Annotated in this window: 21 protein-coding genes; 7 read left to right on the top strand and 14 right to left on the bottom strand. The window is 67.5% G+C overall.

Going from position 1 to position 23,274, the window contains the following annotated elements:
• Positions 1 to 58 precede the first annotated feature (58 nt).
• The 4 genes from OM977_RS00320 to OM977_RS00305 all read right to left on the bottom strand — a co-directional run bounded on the left by OM977_RS00320 (position 59) and on the right by OM977_RS00305 (position 5,721).
• The gene (locus OM977_RS00320; RefSeq protein WP_264355586.1) at positions 59 to 1,810 is read right to left on the bottom strand and encodes an acetyl/propionyl/methylcrotonyl-CoA carboxylase subunit alpha; all 1,752 of its coding nucleotides are present in this window, start codon (positions 1,808 to 1,810) and stop codon (positions 59 to 61) included.
• A complete protein-coding gene (locus OM977_RS00315; protein WP_264355585.1) occupies positions 1,810 to 3,483 on the bottom strand; it encodes a 5-oxoprolinase/urea amidolyase family protein in 1,674 nt (557 codons plus the stop codon). The genes OM977_RS00320 and OM977_RS00315 overlap by 1 nt, the downstream gene beginning before the upstream one ends.
• A gap of 48 nt (positions 3,484 to 3,531) precedes the next feature.
• Positions 3,532 to 4,869: an MFS transporter gene (locus OM977_RS00310; RefSeq protein WP_264355584.1), complete on the bottom strand. Its 1,338-nt coding sequence runs from the start codon at positions 4,867 to 4,869 to the stop codon at positions 3,532 to 3,534.
• A gap of 93 nt (positions 4,870 to 4,962) precedes the next feature.
• Complete coding sequence (locus OM977_RS00305) at positions 4,963 to 5,721, bottom strand: LamB/YcsF family protein (RefSeq protein ID WP_264355583.1); 759 nt, start codon at positions 5,719 to 5,721, stop codon at positions 4,963 to 4,965.
• A gap of 107 nt (positions 5,722 to 5,828) precedes the next feature.
• Between OM977_RS00305 and OM977_RS00300 the strand changes: the two genes are divergently transcribed.
• The 5 genes from OM977_RS00300 (at position 5,829) to OM977_RS00280 (ending at position 10,595) form a co-directional block, all read left to right on the top strand.
• Positions 5,829 to 6,521 carry a GntR family transcriptional regulator gene (locus tag OM977_RS00300; RefSeq protein WP_264355582.1) on the top strand — a complete coding sequence of 231 codons (693 nt, stop codon included), beginning with the start codon at positions 5,829 to 5,831 and terminating at the stop codon, positions 6,519 to 6,521.
• Positions 6,522 to 6,628: 107 nt separating this feature from the next.
• Positions 6,629 to 7,654: a LacI family DNA-binding transcriptional regulator gene (locus OM977_RS00295; protein WP_264355581.1), complete on the top strand. Its 1,026-nt coding sequence runs from the start codon at positions 6,629 to 6,631 to the stop codon at positions 7,652 to 7,654.
• A gap of 80 nt (positions 7,655 to 7,734) precedes the next feature.
• Positions 7,735 to 8,670, top strand: coding sequence for a ribokinase (locus OM977_RS00290; protein WP_264355580.1), 936 nt, complete (start codon positions 7,735 to 7,737; stop codon positions 8,668 to 8,670).
• Between the two features lie 8 nt (positions 8,671 to 8,678).
• Complete coding sequence (locus OM977_RS00285; protein WP_264355579.1) at positions 8,679 to 9,149, top strand: RpiB/LacA/LacB family sugar-phosphate isomerase; 471 nt, start codon at positions 8,679 to 8,681, stop codon at positions 9,147 to 9,149.
• Positions 9,150 to 9,233: 84 nt separating this feature from the next.
• Positions 9,234 to 10,595, top strand: a complete 1,362-nt coding sequence (locus tag OM977_RS00280; RefSeq protein ID WP_264355578.1) for an MFS transporter — start codon at positions 9,234 to 9,236, stop codon at positions 10,593 to 10,595.
• Between the two features lie 121 nt (positions 10,596 to 10,716).
• On the opposite strand, the gene mmsB is transcribed toward OM977_RS00280, so the two are convergent.
• From mmsB to OM977_RS00235, 9 genes are all read right to left on the bottom strand, one after another.
• Positions 10,717 to 12,003 (bottom strand): multiple monosaccharide ABC transporter permease, encoded by a 1,287-nt coding sequence (gene mmsB / locus OM977_RS00275; protein WP_264355577.1) that lies wholly within the window; start codon positions 12,001 to 12,003, stop codon positions 10,717 to 10,719.
• A 5-nt stretch (positions 12,004 to 12,008) separates the two neighbouring features.
• Positions 12,009 to 13,538, bottom strand: coding sequence for a multiple monosaccharide ABC transporter ATP-binding protein (mmsA, locus tag OM977_RS00270; RefSeq protein ID WP_264355576.1), 1,530 nt, complete (start codon positions 13,536 to 13,538; stop codon positions 12,009 to 12,011).
• 106 nt (positions 13,539 to 13,644) lie between these two features.
• Positions 13,645 to 14,769: a multiple monosaccharide ABC transporter substrate-binding protein gene (gene chvE, locus OM977_RS00265; protein ID WP_264355575.1), complete on the bottom strand. Its 1,125-nt coding sequence runs from the start codon at positions 14,767 to 14,769 to the stop codon at positions 13,645 to 13,647.
• A 253-nt stretch (positions 14,770 to 15,022) separates the two neighbouring features.
• Positions 15,023 to 15,919: an aldose 1-epimerase family protein gene (locus OM977_RS00260; RefSeq protein WP_264355574.1), complete on the bottom strand. Its 897-nt coding sequence runs from the start codon at positions 15,917 to 15,919 to the stop codon at positions 15,023 to 15,025.
• Positions 15,916 to 17,436, bottom strand: coding sequence for an L-arabinose isomerase (gene araA / locus OM977_RS00255; RefSeq protein ID WP_264355573.1), 1,521 nt, complete (start codon positions 17,434 to 17,436; stop codon positions 15,916 to 15,918). Before araA ends, OM977_RS00260 begins: the two co-directional genes overlap by 4 nt.
• 84 nt (positions 17,437 to 17,520) lie before the next feature.
• On the bottom strand, positions 17,521 to 18,231 hold the full coding sequence (locus tag OM977_RS00250; RefSeq protein ID WP_264355572.1) for an L-ribulose-5-phosphate 4-epimerase: 711 nt from the start codon (positions 18,229 to 18,231) through the stop codon (positions 17,521 to 17,523).
• Positions 18,228 to 19,943 (bottom strand): ribulokinase, encoded by a 1,716-nt coding sequence (gene araB, locus OM977_RS00245; protein ID WP_264355571.1) that lies wholly within the window; start codon positions 19,941 to 19,943, stop codon positions 18,228 to 18,230. The genes OM977_RS00250 and araB overlap by 4 nt, the downstream gene beginning before the upstream one ends.
• A 112-nt stretch (positions 19,944 to 20,055) precedes the next feature.
• Positions 20,056 to 21,078, bottom strand: a complete 1,023-nt coding sequence (locus tag OM977_RS00240) for a LacI family DNA-binding transcriptional regulator (protein WP_264355570.1) — start codon at positions 21,076 to 21,078, stop codon at positions 20,056 to 20,058.
• Between the two features lie 200 nt (positions 21,079 to 21,278).
• Entirely contained in the window at positions 21,279 to 21,512 is a 234-nt protein-coding gene (locus OM977_RS00235; RefSeq protein WP_264355569.1) for a zinc ribbon domain-containing protein, read from the bottom strand.
• A 132-nt stretch (positions 21,513 to 21,644) separates the two neighbouring features.
• Between OM977_RS00235 and OM977_RS00230 the strand changes: the two genes are divergently transcribed.
• Positions 21,645 to 21,980, top strand: coding sequence for a hypothetical protein (locus OM977_RS00230; RefSeq protein WP_264355568.1), 336 nt, complete (start codon positions 21,645 to 21,647; stop codon positions 21,978 to 21,980).
• A 19-nt stretch (positions 21,981 to 21,999) separates the two neighbouring features.
• Here the strand turns inward: OM977_RS00230 and OM977_RS00225 are convergent, their stop codons facing one another.
• Positions 22,000 to 22,752 carry a LysR family substrate-binding domain-containing protein gene (locus OM977_RS00225; protein ID WP_264355567.1) on the bottom strand — a complete coding sequence of 251 codons (753 nt, stop codon included), beginning with the start codon at positions 22,750 to 22,752 and terminating at the stop codon, positions 22,000 to 22,002.
• A gap of 80 nt (positions 22,753 to 22,832) precedes the next feature.
• On the opposite strand from OM977_RS00225, the gene OM977_RS00220 reads away from it, so the two are divergent.
• The gene (locus tag OM977_RS00220) at positions 22,833 to 23,237 is read left to right on the top strand and encodes a DUF5997 family protein (RefSeq protein WP_264355566.1); all 405 of its coding nucleotides are present in this window, start codon (positions 22,833 to 22,835) and stop codon (positions 23,235 to 23,237) included.
• Positions 23,238 to 23,274: the final 37 nt, after the last annotated feature.

Raw genomic sequence — 23,274 nt, 5'->3', positions numbered from 1 at the left:
CGGTAAAAAGGTGATCATTGCCCGCATGACGATGCTGCCGGAAAATGGATTAGCGGGATCAGCCGATCAGCGCCAGCACCGCGCCCGCGATCACGACGCCGCCGGCTTCGGCCCGCACGTCCGTGACAGTGCCGCCGCGGTGGGCGGCCACTTGGGTCTCCATCTTCATCGCCTCGAGCACGACGACGGGGTCCCCCGCGGCGACCTCCGCGCCCGGCTCGACCAGCCACTTCACCACGGTCCCGGCCATGTCCGCGCGCAGTTCGCCGGGATCAGCCGTGCCGCCGCCGTCGGACGCGGCATTCAGGGCCACTCCGGCGGGCAGCGCCGCTCCGGACCTCGCCCAGCCGTTCAGCAGCTCCACGGGCAGACCGACCGCCATCCGGCGGCCGTCAACCTCAACGGTGATGGTGCGGCGATCGCCGTCGGGCGCGGCGGTGCTGTAATCCGGGTCCGCCGGGATCCGCTCCGCGAAGTCCGTTTCGATCCAGCGGGTGTGGATGCCCAGGCCGGTTGCGGCGGTGAAGTCCGGGGATTCGAGCACAGCCCGGTGGAACGGCAGCACAGTGGCGACGCCGCTGATGCGGATTTCGGCGAGGGCCCGGCGGGCCCGGCGCAGCGCCTGCTGGCGGTCGGCGCCGGTGACAATGAGCTTCGCCAGCAGCGAATCGAACTGGGGCGGCACAAAGGAGCCGGCGCGGACACCGGTATCGAGCCGGATTCCGGGGCCGGTGGGGCCGGTGAACTCAGTGATGGTCCCGGGCGAGGGCAGGAAGCCGCGGCCCACGTCCTCGGCGTTGAGCCGGAACTCGAAGGAGTGCCCGCGCGGGGCCGGGTCTTCGCTGAACCGCAGCGGTTCGCCCGCGGCGATCCGGAACTGTTCCTGCACCAGGTCGATCCCGGTGGTCTCCTCCGTGATCGGGTGTTCCACCTGCAGGCGCGTGTTGACCTCGAGGAACGCGACCGTCCCGTCGGCCGCGACAAGGAATTCGACCGTGCCGGCGCCGGAGTAGTCGGCTTCGCGGCAAACGGCCTTGGCGGCGTCGTAGATCTGCCGGGTTTGCTGCTCGGTGAGGAACGGCGCAGGGGCCTCCTCCACAAGCTTCTGGTGCCGGCGCTGGAGCGAGCAGTCGCGGGTCCCGACGACGACCACGTTGCCGTGGGAGTCGGCCAGGATCTGCGCCTCGACGTGCCGCGGCCGGTCCAGGTAGCGCTCCACGAAGCATTCGCCGCGGCCGAACGCGGCGACGGCCTCACGGACGGCGGAGTCGAAGGCCTCTTCGACCTCATCGATGGTCCGGACCACCTTCATCCCGCGGCCGCCGCCGCCGAAGGCCGCCTTGATGGCGATCGGCAATCCGTGCTGTTCGGCGAAGGCCCGGGCCTCGGCGGCGGAATGCACCGGCCCGTCGCTGCCGGCGACGAGCGGTGCGCCGGCGCGGACAGCCGCCTCGCGGGCGGTGATCTTGTTGCCGAGCAGCCGGATGGCGTCCGGCGTCGGACCGATCCACGTCAGGCCGGCGTCCAGGACGGCCTGGGCGAACGCATCATTTTCGGATAGGAAGCCGTAGCCGGGGTGGACGGCGTCGGCGCCGGATTCCGCCGCGACGGCGAGCAGCCTGGGGATGTTGAGGTAGGTGTCCGCGGGCGAGTTGCCGCCCAGGGCGTATGCCTCGTCCGCGGCGGAAACGTGCACGGCGTCGGCGTCGATGTCCGCGTAGACGGCGACGGACGCGAGCTCTGCGTCGTCGCAAGCCCGGGCAATCCGGACAGCGATTTCGCCGCGGTTGGCGATCAGGACCTTGCGCATCAGGGACTCGCTTTTCGTTCGGGGGTGAGGTGTTCTGGGCTGGCGGACTGCTTCGGGCCGGCAGGCGACCAGCGGAAGCGGATCTTGCCGCCGATGGGGACTTGGGCCGCGAGATCGAGCTGCGAGTCGACGACGACGGCGATCACCGGATAGCCGCCTGTGATGGGATGGTCGGCGAGGAAGAGCACGGGCAGGCCTTCGGGCGGAACCTGGAGGGCACCGGCTACGGTGCCCTCGCTGGGCAGTTCGCCGGCGCGGCTGCGCCGCAACGCGGTTCCGTCCAGGCGCATGCCCACCCGGTTGGACTGCGGCGTTACGGACCATTCCTGGCCGGCGAAGGAGTCCAGCGCGGCCTGGTCAAACCAGTCGGCGCGGGGGCCGGGGACGACGTCGAGGACGGTCACGCCGGTGCCGGGGAACTCCGGCTGCAGCTCGGGACTGCCGACGACGCCGGAGTCGGCTTCCCCGCCGGCGGCGAGGAGCTCCCCGGCGGCCAGCGGCGCCGGTCCGATCCCGGACATCGTGTCAGTGGACCGGCTGCCGAGGACGGGTGCGGCATCCACGCCGCCGCGCACGGCAAGGTAGCTGCGGAAGCCGCTCCCGGGTGCACCGAGCGTCAGGGTTTCCCCGTCCAGCAGGGCGAACGGGGTGGCCATCGGGACGGTTCGCTGGAACGGCCCGGCCTCCGTGTCCGATTGCGTCTCGATCACCAGGTCCGACGGCGCCCCGGTGACGGCGAGGACCTGGTCCCCGACCGCCTGCACGGTGAGCCCGCCGGCGACGGTTTCGATGGCGGCGGCCGACGGCGTGTTCCCGACCAGGCGGTTGGCCCGCCGCAGCGAGGCCCGGTCCAGGGCGCCGGCGGCGGAGACTCCCAGGCCGGAGTGGCCGTGCCGGCCTAGGTCCTGGACCAGGCTCTGCAGTCCCGGCGCCACGATCCGCAGCCCGGTGCTCACTTCCGGGGTAGGAGCAGAAGCAGGGGTCTGCTCTGGAGCCAGGGTCACAACATCCCGGACCGCACGGAACTGGACCCGGTGGCCGGGGCTGGCCAGCGCGGGCTGTTGCCGGTCCAGGTCCCACATTTTGGCGCCGGTGCGGCCGATCAGCTGCCAGCCGCCCGGTGAGCGGCGCGGGTAGACGGCCGAGTAATTGCCGGCCAGCGCCACGGAACCGGCGGGGACGGCCGTGCGTGGGGAGCTGCGCCGCGGTACTTCCAGGGCCTGGTTCTCCCCCACCATGTAACCGAAGCCGGGGGCGAAGCCGGCGAACGCCACCGTCCAGACCTGGCCGGTATGGGCGGCAATCACACCCTCCGGCCCGAGGCCGGTCAGCTTTCCGACTTCGGCGAGGTCCTGGCCGTCGTACAGGGTGTCAATGACCACCAGCTCGCCTTCACGCTGCACCGGAGCCGTCAGGTCGAGCCTGAGCAACTGCTCGGCAATCCGTCGGGCGGACACCGGCGAGTCCGCGGTGACCAGGACGGTCTCGGCCGCGGCCAGCACGTCCAGCTGGCCGGGCAGCGGTTTTTCGAGGAGCAGGGCCTGCAGGGCGAGCACGTCCTGGGTGCCGGAAAGTTCGGCGAGTACCGCGCGGGTGCCCACCGCCCGCACGGAGCGGACCTTGTGTGCTGCCGCGTGCTGGGCTGCCGGGGGTTCCCCCGCTGTCTCAATCATGAGCTGCTTCCATCGTTGCAGGTTGCCGGTGAACAGGATCCGCGCCGCTTAGGCGTGGGTATCCTGCAGGAGCCGTTCCTCTTCCTCGGTCTGCGGGTTGCGGCCGAGGGCCAGTCCGATGATGGTTACGGTCGAGGCGACCGCGAGGTAGCCGGCGATCAGGACCCAGTTGCCACTGGCAGCGTAAAGGGCGGTGAAGATCAGGGGTGCGACGGCACCGCCGATCACGCCGGCCAGAGTGTAGGCCAGCGAGCTGCCGGCGTAGCGGAGCCGGGCCGGGAACTGCTCTGTGATGTACGCGGCCTGCGGGCCGTACATGAAGGCGTGGAAGGCCAGCCCGATCACGACGCCGAGGGTCAGCATCACGACGGACTTGCCCTCGATCATCAGGAAGAACAGCGGGATGTAGACGGCGGTGCCCACGGCGGCGATGCCATAGACGAGACGGCGGTTGAACCGGTCCGTCAGGGCGCCGGCCGCGGGGATCAGGAAGATCTGGAAGGCGGAGCCGATCAGGATGGCGCCCAGGACGTTGCCCGTGGTCATGCCCAGCTGCTTGGTGGCGTACACGGCCACGAAGACGGTAAAGAGGGCGTACAGCACGTCGGGGCAGACACGGGAGAGGGCGGCGGCCACGAGGGCGCGGGGTTCCTTGGTGAAAACCTCCTTGATGGGTGCCTTCGGCTGCTCGCCGTGGGCCTGGATGGCTTTGAAGACCGGGGTTTCCTCGAGCTTGAGCCGGATCAGCAGGCCAAAGACCACCAACAGGGCCGAGGCGAGGAAGGCGACGCGCCAGCCCCAGGAGAGGAAGTCCTCGTTGCTGAGCGTTGCGGCCAGCAGGGCCAGGACACCGTTCGCCATCAGGTTGCCGGCCGGCGGACCGATCTGCGCGGCAGAAGACCAGAAGCCACGCCTCCTGGCGTCGCCGAATTCGCTGGAGAGCAGGACGGCACCGCCCCATTCGCCGCCGACGCCGATGCCCTGGGCCAGGCGCAGCAGCACAAGGATGATGGGTGCTGCGACACCGAGGGTCGCGTAGCCCGGCAGGGCACCGATCAGCACGGTGGCAACACCGATCAGCATGAGGGTGACGACAAGGACATGCTTGCGGCCGATCTTGTCACCGAGCCGGCCGAAGATCACGCCACCGATGGGGCGGGCGAGGTACCCCACCGCGAAGGCGGAGAAGGAGAGCAGCAGGCCGACGAATTCGTCGTTGCCGGGGAAGAATACCTTGGGGAACACCAGGGCTGAGGCCACGGAGTAGATCGCGAAGTCGTAGTACTCCAGCGAGGTGCCGGTGAGGCTGGCGATGTAAGCCTTGAGGGCGCCGGGCGGCAGCTTCCTCTTGCTGGCGGCCGGATTGGCCTGTTGCGGTGCGGTCATGGTTTTCCTCCAGGTGTGCGGATGCTGCCTGCTGCTCGGGTGTACGTGCGGGATTGGCCCGGTGGGGACCGGGTGAAGCAGTGGTGCTGCTGCTTAGACGAATGCGGCGGTGGTGATGCCCGCGGCGGTGAGCGCTTCGCGGACGGCTGCGGCCATGGTGACGGCTCCCGGGGAGTCGCCATGGACGCAGATGCTTTCGGCGCTGATTTTCAGGATGGAGCCATCGATGGTGCGGACGGCGGAATCGGTGGCCATCCGGAGGACGTGCTCGGTGACGAGGGCGGGGTCCTCCAGCACGGCCCCGGGGAGCGTACGGGATACGAGGGTGCCGTCCGGGTTGTAGGCGCGGTCGGCGAAGGCTTCCCTGACGGCACGGAGGCCGGCGGCTTCGGCAAGGCGCAACACTTCCGAGCCGGGCAGGCCCAGGATCGGCAGGTTCGGGTCAACGGATTTCACGGCGTCGACGACGGCCTGCGCCTGGGCGGTGTGCGAGACGATGGCGTTGTAGAGGCCACCATGCGGCTTCACGTACTGGACCGTGCCCCCCTCGACGGCGGCCAGCGCCTGCAGTGCGCCGATCTGGTAGACGACGTCGTCCGCCAGTTCTTGCGGATCGACATCCAGGAAGCGCCGGCCAAAGCCGGCTAGGTCGCGGTAGCCGACGTGGGCGCCGATCACCACGCCGGCGGCCACTGCCTCGCGGCAGGTCCGGCGGATGACGCTGGGGTCCCCTGCGTGGAAGCCGCAGGCCACGTTGGCGCTGGACACCGAGCGGAACATCGCCGTGTCATCGCCCAGGGTCCAGCGTCCGAAGGATTCGCCGACGTCGCTGTTCAGGTCAATAGTTGCCATTTGTGATCCTCGTCTCATGATAGCCCCGTACTAAGGATGCATCACTTTGGCGGATTGTTCAACAATCTGACGATTCAACATTGGAACAATCGTGTAGATTCGGCATCATGACGACTTCCGATGCACTCGCCGGCACCGCCTCAGGCGCGGCTGCGGCGCGGTTGCGCGTGACCGTTCCCTCGGTGGCGGACCGGGTTGCCGCCGAGCTTCGCCTTCAGCTGGCTGAGGGTCTGTTGCTGCCGGGCGCCCGGTTGACCGAATCGACCATCGCCGAGGACCTGGGGGTGTCCCGCAACACGGTCCGGGAGGCCTTTGCCGAACTGGCCGCCGAGCGGCTGGTGGTCCGCCTCCCTAACCGCGGCGTGTTCGTGGCGAGCCTTGGCCCGGGCGACATCCACGATGTCTACGCGGTGCGCCGCGCGGTAGAGGTCAGCGCCATCCGGGCGGGAGGCACCCCGGAGCGGGTGGCCGCCGTCCGGGCCGCGGTGGAGGAAGGCAAAGCCGCGGCAGCCGCGGATGACGAGGAAGCCCTTGGCACGGCAAATCAGCACTTCCACGGCGCGATCGTGGGGCTGGCCGAAAGCCGCAGGCTGGATACGATCATGTCCCAGGTCCTCGCCGAGATGCGCCTTTTCTTCCACAAGGCCACTGTCGACGCCCATTTCTACCGCGGCTATCTCGGTGACAACGAGGAGATCTGCGCCGCACTGGAGGCCGGCGAACTCGACCGCGCCGGCAGTCTCCTGCTGTCCTACCTCGACCGCTCGGAAGCCAAGCAGAGCGCCGTCCACGGGGACTAGTTGACAGTTCGTAACTTGCATCACATACTTGTGGAACCGATTCCATGGAATCGATTCCACGAGGCGTTCAAGAGGCGCCGTGCAGTTCAACGGCGAGAGGCGCAACAGTGACGGGACCTTCCATCACCATCAAGGACGTGGCGGCACTCGCCGGCGTCTCCGCCGCCACAGCCTCGCGGGTGCTCTCCGGAAACCCGGCAACCTCCCCGCAGTCCCGGGAGAAGGTGGCCGCCGCCGTCGCCCAGCTGGACTTCCACCCCAACGCCCAGGCCCGGGCACTCCGCTCCACCAAGACCAACGTCATCGGACTCCTGGTCTCCGACGTCCGGAACCCGTTTTTCGCCGACCTGGCGCATGCCGCCGAGCAGGCAGCGCTGGCGGAGGGACTCGTCACCCTGCTGGGCAACGCCAACGAGAGCATCCTCCAGCAGGACCGGTATCTGGACACCTTCATTTCACAGCGCGTGGACGGCGTCATCGCCGCTCCGCAAGGCCAGGGAAGCTCCAGCCTGCACGCGCTGCTGGAACGGGGCATCCCCACGGTCTTCGTCGACCGTACCGTCGACGGTATCGACGTGCCCAGCGTGACAACGGACAGCGATTCCGGCATCCGCCAGGCCGTGGAGCATCTCATCCGCCAGGGCCACGAACGCGTCGGCTATATCGCCGGGCCCCAGTCGACCTCAACCGGACGGGACCGGCTCAGGTCCTTCTCACGGGCTGCCCTGGATTTCGGGCTCAGCACCGACCCTGCACTGACGTATTTCGGTGACTTCCAGTCCGCCAGCGGCTCGGCCGGAGCTCACCACCTGCTGGGTCTGGCCCAGCCTCCCACGGCCCTGCTGGCCGCGGACAGCCCGATGGCCGTCGGAGCGCTGGCCACCCTGAACCGGAAGGGGCTGCGCATCGGCCGGGACATGGCCCTGATCGCCTTCGACGACATCGAGTGGTTTTCGCTGCTCGACCCGCCCCTTACCGTCATTTCCCACGACGTGGAGGCCATGGGCAGGACCGCCGTCCGGCTTCTGCTCGAGGTCATCGACGGGCAGAACCCCGAATCGGTGGTCCTCTCGAGTGAGCTGATCGTCCGGGCCTCCTCGGGCACGCCGGATCCCAGCCTCGGACAGCTGTGACAGTGCCCGTTCACCCTCCCACCATCCCCCTTGCCTCGCGGTTCGGGGGCCCCGAAGACACCACCGAAGGAGCAGGTCCAATGAGCACGGTTTTTGTGGTCGGAAGCCTCAATATCGACCAGAACATCCGCGTCCGTTCCTTGCCCCGGCCGGGCGAAACCGTCCGGGGCTCAGACGCCACGTACAGTCCCGGCGGCAAGGGCGGCAACCAGGCGGTCGCGGCGGCCCGCGCCGGCGCCCCGGTGAAGTTCGCCGGGGCTGTCGGGGACGACGCCCACGGACGGCGGATTCTCGAGGTCCTGGCCGAGGCGGACATCGACGCCAGCCGGGTGCGGGTCCTCAGCACGGCCGCGACCGGAACGGCGATCATCGCGGTCGATGACCGCGGCGAAAACCAGATCATCGTCAGCCCGGGTGCGAACTCCGGCCTCACGTCCGACGACGTCGACGCCGGACTCGCCACCCTCATGGCCGGCGACGTCGTGGTCCTGCAGCTGGAGATCCCGACGACGCTGGTCCGGCAGGCCGCGCGCATCGCGAAGAACGCCGGAGCATTCGTCATCCTCAATGCCGCCCCGGCCCCCCGCCAGCTCGACGGCCTGCTCGACGACGTCGACCTCCTCGTGGTCAATGAACAGGAAATCCGCGTCCTGGCTGACCTTGCCGGTATCCCCGGCGACCACCGGCAGCTGGTCACGGCACTGCCGCCGGTCCTGGGACCGGCCATCGTCTGCACGGCCGGCGCGGAGGGGTCCTTCACCGTCCTGGACGGCGGGCTCGTCCATGTGCCGGCGGCCGAGGTGGCCGCCAAGGACACCACCGGCGCCGGCGATACCTACGTGGGCTACCTCGCCGCGTCACTTCTCACCATCCCCCGCGACCTGCCGGCCGCGATGAAAACAGCCAGCCGCGCCTCGGCGCTGGCGGTCACGCGCAGCGGCGCCATGGAATCGATTCCATGGCACCATGAGCTGCCCGCCTCCGTTCCTTCCCCCGCCCTCGTCGTCCCGAACTAAGGAGACCCATGAAAATCGCACTCGGTAACGATCACGCAGGCTTCCCCCTGAAAGAGTTTGTCCGGTCCGTCCTCGAGGACCTCGGCCACGAGGTCATCGACTGCGGCGCACCCAGCGAGGCCCCGGTCGACTTCCCGGACATCACCCGCGCAACCTGTGACCTCGTGAAATCCGGCCAGGCCGAGCGCGCGGTCCTGGTCTGCGGGACGGGCGTCGGGGCCGTCATGGCCGCCAACAAGATCCCGGGCATCCGCTGCGCGCTCGGCCACGACGTTTACTCGGCCCACCAGAGCGTGGAGCACGATGACGCCAACGTGATTGCCATGGGCGCCTGGCTGGTGGGGAGGGCTACGGCCAAGGAAGTCCTGCAGTCCTTCCTCGACGCGAAGTTCGACAACGACGAGGACACCATCCGGCGCGTCCAAAAGCTCCGCGACATGGAGCTCGAGGCAGCCCGGGAACTGGCCGACCAAATCTGACCCGGCCGGGACTGTCCAACAAACGTTTACCTGGCCTTCGGCAACCGCCCGAGCCACCCAGCAATATCAAAGGAGATATAGAACATGACGGCAGCAATCACGGACCGGCCGCGCCAGGCCGCCCACGGTTCACCCGGCAAGATCAAGACCGCCATGGCTTCGGCCGCCGGCACCTGCGTGGAGAACTATGACTTTGTCGCCTACGGCACGGCCGCGGCCCTGTACTTCGGCAAGGTCTTCTTCCCCAACACCGACCCGGTCGTCGGCACGCTGCTGGCCTTCGCCACGCTGGCGGTGGGCTTCCTGATGCGCCCCATCGGCGGAGCTGTCGGCGGCTACCTCGGCGACAAGTACGGCCGGAAGCCCGTGCTCGTCGGCGCGCTGCTGACCATGGGTATCGCGACGGTCCTTATCGGCTGCCTCCCCACCTACGCGCAGGTCGGCATCCTCGCTCCCATCCTGCTCGTTATCATCCGGATGATCCAGGGCCTCGCCTTCGGCGCGGAATGGGGCGGCGCTGTCATGATGACCTTCGAGCACGCACCCTGGAAGAAACGCGGCCGCTTCGCCGCCATCCCCCAGGCGGGCAACCCGCTCGGCATCACCCTGGCCAACGCCGCGTTCCTGCTCTCCGCCTCCCTGCAGACCGACTGGGCCTGGCGTCTTCCGTTCCTCGCCAGCGCCATCCTGATCGTCGTCGGCCTCGTTGTCCGGATGAAGCTTGAGGAATCCCCCGAGTTCGAACACAGCAAGGCCACCGGCGCGATCGTCAAGAACCCGCTGACCACCGTGATCAAGAACGACTGGCGGAACATCCTGCGGGTGATCTCGCTGCGGATCGTGGAGAGCTGCGCGTACTACGTCACGGCGACGTACCTGCTCTCCTACATCACGAAGAACAACCCCGACGACCGGGCAGTCGGTCTCACCGGCATCGTGATCGCCAGCCTCCTTGCCATCCCGGTCACCCTGATGGCCGGCGCGCTCACGGACCGCATCGGCCGTCGCAAGCTCTACCTCGGCGGAACCATTGCCGTCATCGTCTTCGGCTTCCCGATGTTCCTGCTCAGCAACACCGGCAACCCGTTCCTGATCGTCCTCGCGTTCGTGATCGGCATCGGCATCATCCACGCGACGTTCACCGGCACACAGGGCGCCTGGTTCGCGGAGCTGTTCCGGACCAACACCAGGACATCCGGTGCCTCCATCGGGTACCAGGTTGCCGCCTCCATCTCCGGGTTCGCGCCCTTCCTGGCCGTGCTCCTGGCTTCCGTCTTCGGCTGGGCCGGCGGCGCCTCGCTGTACGTCCTGGTCGGTGTCATTGGCCTGGTCGGCGTGCTCAACACCCGCGAAACGTGGGGCGCCAAGGAAAAGGCCGAGGTCGACGCCATCATCGCCGGCGAGCCGGCCGCGGCTGATCTGTCCGCAACGACGTCCGCACGCTAATACCGGCGCAAGAGAGCGACCCTGGTTGGCCCCTTGGGGGCGGACCGGGGTCGCTCTCTTTAAGGCGTCCTGACCTACGGCGGAAGCCGTCCGGCCGACGTCGACGCTCCCGCCAGGCGGGCTAGTTGCCTGCCGTGACCGGAAGCGGGCGTTCCTCCGCCGGCTTGCCTGCCTCCGAGGCCGCGGGAGGGGTTTTGCGCTTAAGGCGCTTATCGATTGTGGCGCCGCCGCCCCTGCCGCTGCGGTTCTTGTTGAAGATGTCGAAGCCGACGGCGAGGAGCAGCACCAGGCCCTTGATGAGCTGCTGGTAGTCGGTGCCGAGGCCCAGGATGGACATGCCGTTGTTCAGCACACCCATGATCAGGCCGCCGATCATGGCTCCGGCCACGGTGCCGACACCGCCCTGGACGGCCGCGCCGCCGATGAACGCCGCGGCAATGGAGTCCAGTTCGAAGCCGGTGCCGCCGGCCGGCTGCGCGGAGTTGAGCCGGGCCGTGAACACCAGGCCGGCCAGTGCGGCGAGCACACCCATGTTCACGAAGAGCCGGAACGTGACCGCCTTGGTCTTGATGCCGGAAAGCTCGGCGGCATGGAGGTTTCCGCCGATGGCGTAGGTGTGGCGGCCGAAGACGCTGTTGTTCATCAGGGCCGTGTAGACGATCACCAGGACCGCGAGCACAATCAGCACGATCGGGGTTCCCCGGTAGCTGGCGAGGAGGAAGGTGATGGTCAGCATGAGCAGGGCGATGAACGCCGTCTTGGTGGCAAACCAGGCCATCGGCTCGTTCTCGAGCTCGAACTTCTTGCGGATCCGGCGTTCCTTGACCGCCTGGATCACCAGCGCGAGGGTGGCGCCGACGCCCAGGATGACGGTCAGCCACTCCAGCGCCGAGGTGCCGCCGGAAATGTCCGGCAGGAAGCCGCCGCCCAGCGCCCGAAGTTCGGACGGGAAGGGCGTGATCTGCTGGTTTTTGAGCGTGATCAGGGTCAGGCCGCGGAAAATCAGCATCCCGGCGAGGGTGACGATGAAGGCGGGGATACCGACATAGGCGATCCAGTACCCCTGCCAGGCGCCCACCAGCGCGCCGACCAGCAGGCAGGCCGGAATTGCCAGCCACCAGGCCCAACCCCAGTGCACGATCATGACACCGGCGACGGCGCCGATGAAGCCGGCAATTGATCCGACGGACAGATCGATATGCCCTGCGATGATCACCATCACCATGCCGATGGCCAGGATGAGGATGTAGCTGTTCTGGACCACCAGGTTGGTGACGTTCTGGGGCTGCAGCAGGATGCCGTCCGTCAGGATCTGAAACAGCAGGACGATCAGGATCAGGGCGACAAAGATGCCAACCTGGCGGAGGCGGCTTGTCAGGAAGCCCAGGGATTCTCGGAGGGCGGACATGTTCGCTATTCCTTCTCTTTGGTCATGTAATGCATGAGGGTTTCCTGGGATGCTTCCGCGATCGGGACTTCACCGGTGATGTGCCCGGCGGACAGCGTGTAGATCCTGTCGCAGATTCCCAGCAGCTCGGGCAGCTCGGAGGAGATCACGATGACCGCCTTTCCTTCCGCCGCCAGCTTCGCGATGATCGTGTAGATCTCAAATTTCGCGCCGACGTCGATCCCGCGGGTAGGTTCGTCGAGGATGAGCACGTCCGGGTCGGAGAACATCCACTTGCTCAGCACGACTTTCTGCTGGTTGCCGCCGGACAGTTTGCCCGTGATGGCCGCGACCGACGGGGCCTTGATGTTCATGCTTTTCCGGTAGTCGTTGGCTACGACGGTTTCCTGGTTCTTGTCCACCCAGCCGCCCTTAACGAGCTTCCGGAGAGCGGCCATGGACACGTTTCGCTTGATGTCCTCGATGAGGTTCAGGCCGTAGCGTTTGCGGTCCTCGGTGGCATAGGCGATTCCGTGCTTGATGGCGGCGGAAACGGTCGAGGTGTTGATTTCAGTTCCGTGCTTGAAGACTTTTCCGGAGGTCGCCGTGCCGTAGCTGCGCCCGAAGACGCTCATGGCCAGCTCCGTCCTGCCGGCGCCCATCAGCCCGGCCAGACCCACCACTTCTCCCTTGCGGACGTTGATGCTTGCGTTCTTGACCACCATCCGGCTGTGGTCCTGCGGGTGCCGCACGGACCAGTCCTCGATTCTTAGGACCTCCTCGCCAATCCGGGGGGTCCGGTCCGGATACAGGCTTTCCAGGTCCCGGCCCACCATTCCGCGGATAATGCGTTCCTGGGTGATCTCGCCGTCGCCCAGGCGCAGCGTCTCGATGGTCTTGCCGTCGCGGATGATGGTGACAGCGTCCGCCACTTTGCGGATTTCGTTGAGCTTGTGGCTGATGATGATACTCGTGACGCCCTGGCCCTTGAGGTGCAGGATCAGGTCCAGCAGGTGGCCGGAGTCCTCATCGTTGAGGGCCGCCGTCGGCTCATCGAGGATGAGGAGCTTGACCTCCTTCGAGAGCGCCTTGGCGATTTCCACCAGCTGCTGCTTGCCCACGCTGATCTGTTGGACGGGGGTGACCGGGTTTTCGCTCAGGCCCACCCGGGCCAGGAGCTTCGCGGCCTCCAGGTTGGTTTTCCGCCAGTCCACCCAGCCGCGCGTGGCCTGTTCGTTGCCGAGGTAGATGTTCTCCGCAATGGACAGGTACGGGCTCAGCGCCAGTTCCTGGTGGATGATGACGATTCCGCGCTTCTCGCTGTCGCTGATGCTGGAGAAGTTGCAGGGTTCGTTTTCGAAGAGGATCTCGCCGTCGAAGGAATTGTGCGGGTAGACACCGGACAGCACCTTCATCAGGGTGGATTTTCCGGCGCCGTTTTCGCCGCAGATGGCGTGGACCTCGCCGCGGTTCACCTGCAGGGTGACGTCCTGGAGAGCCTTCACGCCGGGGAAGGTCTTGGTGATTCCTCGCATTTGAAGAATGGGTGTGTTCATCGCCAATTCTCACTGACTGGTAGTACCTGAGACCGCCTGCGGCTGCAGGGGGTCCACGGGAGGGGTGGCGGCCGGCCTCGACGGCGGCCGCCACCCCTCGTCGCAACTACTTGACGTCGGCCTCGGTGTAGTACCCGGAGTCGATCAGTTCCTTCTTGTAGTTCTCTTTGGTGATGATGACGGACTTGAGCAGGTAGGCGGGGACCACCTTGACCTTGTTGTTGTAGGTCTTGGTGTCGTTGACCTCGGGCTCCTGGCCCTTCAGCAGGGCGTCAACCATCTTCACGGCCTGAGCTCCGAGCTGGCGGGTGTCCTTGAAGATGGTGGAGTACTGCTCGCCCGCGGTGATGGACTTTACCGAACCCTTTTCGGCGTCCTGGCCGGTGACGACCGGCAGGCTTCCCTTGGCGTAGCCGCCCGTGCTGGTCAGCGCCGAGATGATGCCGATCGAGAGGCCGTCGTACGGGGAGAGTACGCCGTCGAGCTTGGTGCCGGAGCTGTAGGCCGCCGTGAGGATGTCCTCCATGCGCTTCTGGGCCACGGGTGCCTGCCAGCGCAGGATGGCAGCCTGCTCGAACTTGGTCTGGCCGCTGGGCACCTTAAGGGTTCCGGCGTCCAGGTACGGCTTGAGGGTGTCCAGCGCGCCGGTCCAGAAGAAGTTGGCGTTGTTGTCATCCGGGCTGCCGGCGAAGAGCTCCACGTTGAACGGGCCCTTGCCTTCCACCTTGTTGCCGCTGGCGTCGACGAGGCCCAGGCCGGTCAGCAGCGACGTGGCCTGCTGCACGCCCACCGTGTAGTTGTCGAAGGTGGTGTAGAAGTCGACGTTGGGAGTGCCGTTGATGAGGCGGTCATAAGCGATGACCTTGACGTTCTGTTCCTTCGCCTTGGCGAGGACGTCGGTCAGGGTGGTGCCGTCGATGGCGGCGATGATGAGGGCCTTGGCGCCCTTGGTGAGCATGTTCTCGATCTGCGCCACCTGGGTGGGGATGTCGTCGTTGGCGTACTGCAGGTCGGTCTTGTAGCCGAGCTTCGTCACGGACTCCGAGACGTTCTTGCCGTCGGCGATCCACCGTTCCGAGGTCTGGGTCGGCATCGAGATTCCGACGAGGGCGCCGGCAACGTCGGCGCTGGCGGACGGCGAGGCCGTGCCGGCCCGGCTGCCGCAGCCGGTGGCTCCGACAGTCACGGCGAGGACGACCGCAGCGGCGCCCAGGAGTTTCCTGATCTTCACAATTTTCTCCTTCCGCGGACCCGGGTCCGCGAAGTTTGCTCCTGATCGCAGTTCATCACGTCATTGTGTCCCCTGAGGGGCGGTAATAGCGGGAGGAATGCGGAGGTCTGGATGGAACGGGGGTTCAGCCTGCAGTGGGCTGCGGCTGATTGTTATCGCTAACAATATTGATAAAGATAGCTTCTTGTAACATGTGAGTCAACGCACATTCGGTGATTGTTCCTGCGGGCCGGGGCCGGCATCGTACGACCGGTCAGGCGGCATAGATGCGCCAGGACGCCTTGTGCGAGGCTCCGGGATCGAGCCGCACGAGGTCCGTGCCGCTGTTGAAGGCGTCCGGCGGGCAGGTCATTGGTTCCACGGCCAGCCCCAGCCGGTTGGGCAGCGGGGGTTCTTTGTCGCCGGTATAGAGCTGCAGCCAGGGAAGGCCCTGGTCCCAGGAGATCCCGGCGCCGGTGCCGCCCGGATCCCGGACGACGACGCTTGCCGGCCCGTCGCCGTCGAACACGATGTCCGTGAAGGCATGGTCGATCTCAGTGGAACCGATGGCGCGGGCGGCGCGGAAGTCGTATCCGTGTCCTGCGACGGGACGGGTGGCGAGCGGCAGCAGCCGGTCCGGCGTCACCTCAAGGAACGTCCATGCGGGGATTTTCAGGCTCCATTCGTCCAGCGGCGCAGGTCCTGCCAGCAGGTAGGGGTGCGGACAGACCCCGTAGGGCGCCGTCCGCTCGCCCACATTGGCTGCCGCGACGGTCGTGTGCAGACCGTCCCCGTCCAGCACATACGCGGCGGTGAGCGCCAGCGCAAACGGGTACCCCGGCGTCGGACCGATGGCGCAGGAGAGCACCAGGGCGGATTCCGTCCGGGAGTCCAGCTGCCAGTCCAGCTCCGGGGTGAAGCCGTGCAGGGCGCAGCCGCGGCCGGTTTCATTGACCGGCACCCGGTAGTCAACCCCGTCAAAGGTGTACTTGCCGTCCGGAATCCGGTTGGGCCAGGGTGCCACGAGAACGCCGCGAAAGTCCGGATTTGGCCCCCCGGCCGGGAACGGGACAACAAGATCCCGTTCCCGGTGCCGCAGTTCGCGGACGGCGGCCCCCCGGGCAGTGATGGTGGCGGCGTAGTCCCCCGCCCGGATGCCGTATTCGGTCACAGCCCGCTTGCCAGCTTGTAATAGGCAGCGTTCCAGGCCAGCTCCTTCTTGAACCCCCTGATGGTGGTGCCGTCGTCAATCGTCAACAGCTCCGTGCGGGCGATCTCGGCGAAGTCCTCGAAGACGTCCATGCCAACCGCGGTGGTCAGGACCGTGTGGTGGGCGGCCCCGGCCGTCAGCCAGGCGGCCGCGGAGGTGGTGAAGTCCGGCTTGGGCGACCAGAGCGCGCGGGCCACCGGCAGGTTGGGCAACGGCTCGTCGAGGTCCACGACGTCCACGGCGTTGGCCACGAGGCGGAAGCGGTCGCGCATGTCGGATAGGGCCACCACGACGCCGGGGCCGGCGTCAGTGTCGAAGACCATGCGGACGGGGTCTTCCTTGCCGCCGATGCCGAGCGGGTGGATCTCCACGCGGGGCTTGGTGGCGGTCAGGGAGGGGCAGACCTCCAGCATGTGCGCGCCAAGGATTTTCTCCTGACCCGGGACGAGGTGGTAGGTGTAGTCCTCCATGAGCGAGGCGCCACCGGGCAGTCCGGCGCCCATGACCTTGGCCGCCCGGACCAGGATGGCCGTCTTCCAGTCGCCCTCTGCCCCGAAGCCGTAGCCGTCGGCCATGAGCCGCTGGACGGCCATGCCCGGCAGCTGGCGGAGCGCACCGAGGTCCTCGAAAGAGGTGGTGAAGGCGGCGGAGCCGTTGGCTTCCAGGAAGCTGCGCAGGCCCAGTTCGATCCGTGCGCTGTAGCGCAACGACTCGTGGCGGGGCCCGCCGGCCTTGAGCTCGGGGGCCACATCGTAGAGCCGCTCATATTCAGCGACGAGGGTGTCGACGTCGGCCTCCGGGGCGCCGTGCACGGCGTCGGCGAGTTCGTTCACGGACCAGGTGTTCACCGAGACGCCGAAGCGCAGTTCGGCCTCGGTCTTGTCCCCCTCGGTGACGGCGACGTTGCGCATGTTGTCACCGAAACGGGTGAGCTTGAGGGTGCGGACCGCGGCCCAGCCGGCCGAGGCGCGCTGCCACGACCCGACCTGGCGGGATACCTCGGGGTTGGAGACGTGCCCGACGACGGTCTTGCGCGGAATGCCGAGGCGCGACTGGATGTAGCCGAACTCGCGGTCACCGTGTGCGGCCTGGTTCAGGTTCATGAAGTCGAAGTCGATATCCGCCCAGGGCAGTTCGACGTTGGCCTGGGTGTGCAGGTGCAGGAGCGGCTTGCGCAGCAGGTCCAGTCCCTGGATCCACATCTTGGCGGGGCTGAAGGTGTGCATCCAGGCGGTCACGCCGATGACGGAGTCGTCCGAGTTGGCCTCGAGCGCGGTGCGTCGGATGGCGTCCGCGTCGGTCAGCACGGGCTTCCAGACCAGCTTGACCGGCACCTCGGAGGAGGCGTTGAGGGCGGCGGCAATCTCCTGTGACTGCGCAGCCACCTGCTTGAGGACGTCCTCGCCGTAGAGGTGCTGGCTGCCCGTGAGGAACCAGACCTCGTACTGCTCAAGGGAGGTGTTGTTGGCGTTGGTCATGTTTTCTCCTGCGGAAGTTGAGGGGCGACGGCGGGTGGCGCGGCCTAGCGGCCGGTTGTTGGGCCTAGCGGCCGGCTGTTGGGCCTAGCGGCCGTAGACGTTCTGGTAGCGGGCGTACAGGGAGTCGATCTGGGCCTCGTCGATCGGCAGCGGTTCACCAAGCTGGCGGGAGACGTGGACCGTCCGGGCCACTTCCTCGCACATGACGGCGGCCTTGACGGCCGAGCGGGCGTCCTTCCCCACGGTGAAGGGGCCGTGGTTCTGCATGAGCACGGCCGGCGAGGTGGAGTTGGCCAGGGTCTCCACGATGCCGCGGCCGATCGAGTCGTCCCCGATCAGCGCGAAGGGGCCCACCGGGATGGGGCCGCCGAACTCGTCGCCCATCATGGTGAGCACGCACGGGATGGCTTCTCCGCGGGCGGCCCAGGCGGTGGCGTACGTGGAGTGGGTGTGGACCACTCCCCCGATCTCGGGCATGTTCCGGTACACGTAGGCGTGCGCCGCAGTGTCCGAGGACGGCGTGAGGTCCGGGTTGGTCCATGCGACCGTCGCGCCGTCGGCTCCGGCGGACAGGGAATTGACCGGGGTGCCGTAGAGGTCGGTGACCACCATCAGCTCCGGACGGAGATCGTCGTAGGAGACGCCGGACGGCTTGATCACCATGAGGTCATAGCCCGGGACCCGCGCGGACACATTCCCTGCGGTCCAGACCACCAGCTGGTAGCGCGTGAGTTCGGTGTGCAGGGCGCAGACCTCGCCGCGGATCCGTGCGATGGATTCCAGCAGCGCGCTCATGCGGACACCCCGGCGGGAAAGAGCGGGCGGACGGCGTCGCGCTGGATCGCCTTAAGCCGGTGCATGACCTCGTTGGTGCCCCTGCCGAAGTAGTCGTGGAGCGTCCGGTACTCGCGGAACAATGCCTCGTAGGCCGCGACGTTTTCCGGGACGGGGGTGAAGACGCCTCCTGGCTCGGAGCCCATCGCGGCGGCGGCGGCCCGAATGTCCGGGTAGTGACCGGCGGCCACGGCCGCGTGGATGGCCGAGCCCAGCGCCGGCCCCTGGCTGGAGCCGATGGTGGACAGCTGCAGGCCGGTGACGTCGGCGTAGATCTGCATCAGGAGCTCGTTCTTCAGCAGGCCGCCGGCGACGATGAACTCCTTGACGGGGACGCCGGCGTCGCGGAAGGCATCCACGATGGTCCGCGTGCCGAAGGCGGTGGCCTCCAGCAGCGCACGGTAGGTGTCCTCGGGCTTGGTCGCCAGGGTCTGGCCCACCACGATGCCGGAGAGCTCATGGTCCACCAGCACCGACCGGTTGCCGGAGTGCCAGTCCAGGGCCAGGAGGCCGTGTTCGCCGATGGCCTGGCCCGCGGCGAGCTCCGTGAGGTACTCGTGGATGCCGAGGCCCCGGGCGGCTGCGGCCTGATGGTATTCCGGCGGGACGCCATTCTGGGTGAACCAGCCGAAGATGTCACCCACTCCACTCTGCCCCGCCTCGTAGCCCCAAAGCCCGTCCACAATTCCGCCGTCCACCACACCGCACATGCCGGGAACTTCGTGCAGCTCGGCGCCATTCATCACGTGGCAGGTGGAGGTGCCCATGATGGCCACGAGCTGGCCGGGCTCCACGGCCCGTGCGGCCGGCGCCGTGACGTGGGCGTCAACGTTGCCGACCGCGACGGCGATGCCTTCGGGCAGTCCGGTCCACGCGGCAGCTTCGGCGGTGAGGTAACCCGCGGCGTCACCCAGCCGGCCGATGGTGTGCTGCAGCTTGGTGCTCACGAAGTCCTTGAACCGCGGGTTCAGCGCGGCCAGGAACTCCTCCGAGGGGTAGCGGCCGTCCTGGTAGATTCCCTTATAGCCTGCCGTGCAGGCGTTGCGGACGTAGTTGCCGCAGAGCTGCCAGACGATCCAGTCGGCCGCTTCCACCCAGTGGTCCATGGCGGCATAGCAGTCCGGGTCTTCCTCAAGGAGCTGAAGGCCCTTGGCGAATTCCCACTCGGAGGAGATCAGTCCGCCATAGCGCGGGAGCCAGGTCTCGCCCCTCTCGGCGGCCAGCGTGTTGATCCGGTCCGCCTGCGCCTGCGCGGCATGGTGCCGCCACAGTTTGACGTACGCGTGCGGCCGGCGGGCAAATTCCGTCACCTCGTTCAGCGGGGTGCCGTCAGCCTTGACCGGAACCATCGTGCAGGCGGTGAAGTCGGTGGCGATCCCCACGACCGCGGCGGGGTTGATGCCGGCGTCCGCGATGGCGGCGGGAACGGCGTAGCGCAGGACGTCCCGGTAGTCATTGGGCACCTGGAGGGCCCATTCCCCGGGAAGCCGGATGCCGGCGTCACCGGCAGTGTCCTCCGGCAGCTCGTCGGTGATAACGGCGTGGGGATACGCGAAGACGCCGCTGCCGAGCTCCTGGCCGTCCCGGACCCGGACGACGACGGCACGCCCGGACAGGGTGCCGTAGTCGACGCCAATGACAAAGTTTTCAGTTCCGTCCACTGAGACGTCCATCAAATCCTCCAATACGTTTCGCAGCGTTGCGAACCCCTATATTGTTAGCGCTAACAAACTGGCTGTCAAGAGCTGCCGCATCGTGCGTTTGCTCAGCAGGGCGTTTGGGCGCCTAAAGGTCCGGGGCTCGGGGTGAGGTACTGGCCCGAACCACGAGCTCGGGTTCGACCACCCGCGTGCCGCCGGCCGCACCCTCCTCGATCTGCGCGCGCATCAGGTCCATGCAGCGTTTACCGAGTTCCTCAAAGTCCTGGCGGACGGTGGTGAGCGGCGGCATGAAGAAGGCGGATTCGGGTTGGTCATCGAAGCCGACCAGCGAGACATCCTCGGGCACACGGACATCCTTTTCGCCGAACGCCCGCAGCAGCCCCAGCGCCATCTGGTCGTTGCTGACGAAGACCGCTGTGGCTGTGCGCTGTTCCGCCAGCTGCAGTCCGATCCGGTAACCGCTGCCCGCGCTCCAGTCGCCCTCCACCAGGAGGTCGGCGGTGAGGCCGGCATCCGTGAGCTCCTCGTGCCATCCGTCGACGCGGGCCTGGCCGTCGATCCAGTCCAGCGGCCCGGAGACATGGCCGATCCGCTGGTGGCCGAGGCTGATCAGATGGGCCACGGCCAGCCGCGCCCCGAGCTTCTGGTCAACCATGGCCCCGCTCAAGCGTCCCTCCCCGGCGCCCCCGACGACGATCACCGGAACACCCAGGTTCAGTTCCTCCAGCACCTGCAGCGTCCCGGCGTGCGGCACGATGACAATCATGCCGTCCGCGCCCTGGTCCGCCAGGTGGCGGACGGCATCGGAAATGGCGTCGGCTCCGGCCCCCTTGATGGCGGCGATGCTCACGAAATAGCCGGCCTCCCGGGCGGCCTGCTGGACCCCCAGCAGCGTATTGGCCGGGCCGTACTGCCCCAGCTCGGAGGCAAGAACGCCGATGGTCTGGGTCCGCCGGGTCACCAGGCTCCGGGCGGCGGTGTTGCGGCGGTAGCCGAGCTCGGCGATCGCCGCCTCGACCCGTTCCCGCGTCGGCTTGCTGACATTCGGGTGGCTGTTGATCACCCGGGAGACCGTCTGGTGCGAGACCTTGGCCCGGGCTGCGACATCCTCGAGTCGCGGCATTCGCCGGTCATTGCTGTTCCCCATGCGAGGCACCTTCCCTCCGTATGCGCGGACCCGCGTGGCATCGAGCTACCAGTCGTAGCCGCCCGACCGCGATTTACCCGCACCAGTTCTGTTAGCGCTAACGCTAGCGCATGTTGAGGCCTAGCGGACGTCTTCGGGGGTCAGGCCGAAGGGCATCTTGCCGCTGCGGCCGATGGTTCGAGGCGGTGCCTGAGGCGCCGCTACCGGCGGACCAAGGTGTTCTTCTGGCGGGCACTGATGCTGGACGTCCGCCCGCAGTTGGAGCACGCGATTCGGTAGGAACGGGAGGTCGTGAATACCGGGATGAAAAACACCGTTAACCTGGTGGACCGCTCCTCGAGGTGGTGGTGCGCGAAGGCATGGCAGTACTGGCAGCTCGCAGGCCGGCCCGGCAACTCCTTGGTTGTGGTCTTGAATCCGAAGAGTAGGAACATTTTCTGATGCCTTTCGGGGCCGGCCAGGATCGGTAAGTAAGCCTGCTTATTAGTTTACCCCAGCCTCCATCCACGCTCCCGTGACGCGTCCCCGCCGGGGTGACCTCCAGCTGCGCTTGTTAGGCTGGACGGATGAAACGCACCCTGACGGTCCTGTCCGCTGCAACCCTTCTGCTGATGCTGGCCGGCTGCGGCCAGGTGCAGGACGCCGCCAACAAGGCTGTAAGTGACGGTGCGTCCGCGGTCGCCACCACGGCAGCCGGCGAGGTCAAGAAGCAAGTGTGCGCCCTCGTGGAGGACGGCCTCGTCAGCATTAAGGACAAGGAACTCCTGGGCGGGCTGGTGGCCGGGGCGGAGACCGCCGGCGTCCCGACGGACATCACCACGCCGCTGCGGCAGATTGCCGCATCCGGTGATCAGGTGCCGGCCGAATCCGTCCAGGCCCTCCGGGATGCCTGCGCCGCATAGCTGAACCTGCCGGGCGGCTTTAGCGCTTGCCCTTTTTCCGTGATCCCTTGCCGCGGCCCTTGTCCGGGTTCGGCGCGTACCGCTGCGCCACCTTCGGCTTCTTGACCGCTGGGCCGCGCCGGTCCGGTTTCGGCTCCCGCTTGGGTTTCTCCTGCTGCGCGGAAGGCTGCCGGGAACTCGCTGCCGTCCGGCCCCGCACGATCCCGATGAACTCCTCGATCACCTCATCAGTGGTGTCGCTGGGCCAGGCCAGGGCAATCTCCGTGCCGGGCGCGCCGGTAAGCTTCCGGGCGACGGTGTCCTTGACGTTGAAGTGCCGCGCCACGGACATCGGCAGGATCACCAGGCCGGCGCCGGAGGCCACCACCTGCAGGGCCGTCTCTGGCCCACCCAGTTCCTGGACATCCAGCATGGTCTCCACGGACAGGTCGGCCAGCGCCACTTCCTCAAACACCGAGATCTCGTGGCCCTTCGGCGCAACGACCACTGGCTGCTCCTCGTACAGCGCGATGATGTTCAGGCCTTCGCGGTCCACCGGCAACCGGATGAAGCTGAGGTCCGCCGAGCCGTCGTGCAGCACCGCGAGCTGGGCGCCGTCGTCGGACATGAAGGAGCGCAATGGAACGTCCGGCATCCGCTCTTCCCACCGCCGGATCCACTTGCCGGGGGTCACACCGGGGACGTAGGCGAAGCGCAGCTCCCGTACCGCTGCCTCGGCCGGGGCGTCGGCGGTTTCGTCTGTAGTCTGGGGGGATTCATCTTCTGCGGACACAAGTTCACAGTACCGCCACAGCGGGCGTAGGGTTCCGCCGCTTGGTGTTCCGCCACCGCCGCGCCGGATACCCTTGAAGCATGACCTCTGCAAACTCCCAGTCCATGAAGCCGGCCACCGTTGCCAAGAAGCTTGGCATCTACCTGCCCGCAACACCCCAGGAGTTCCAGGATTCGGTCATCACCCGCGCCGATTTTGCCGAGCTCCAGGCCAACCCGCCGGAGTGGCTGGCGGAACTGCGCCGTAGCGGCCCGCACCCCCGCCCGGTGGTCGCGCAGAAACTGAACGTGTCCATCGCCGGCCTGGCCCGCGGCGGCGTCGAGGAAGCGCTCACGACGGCGGAAATCACCGCACTGCTGCAGGCTCCCCCGGCGTGGCTCGTGGCCGAGCGCTCCACCCACGCCGCCGTCCGTGCCGAGGCCCAGCGGGTCAAGGACGACGCCGCGAAGAAGGAAGCCAAGAAGGCTCGCGCCCAGGCCGAGTAGCCTTCCCGCGCCGCCGGCCCATCCGGACGGCCGCGCC

This window comes from Pseudarthrobacter sp. MM222, assembly GCF_947090775.1.
GTDB lineage: Bacteria > Actinomycetota > Actinomycetes > Actinomycetales > Micrococcaceae > Arthrobacter.
Note: the sequence above shows the minus strand (reverse complement) of the source record. Positions and strands in the feature narration are given on the sequence as shown.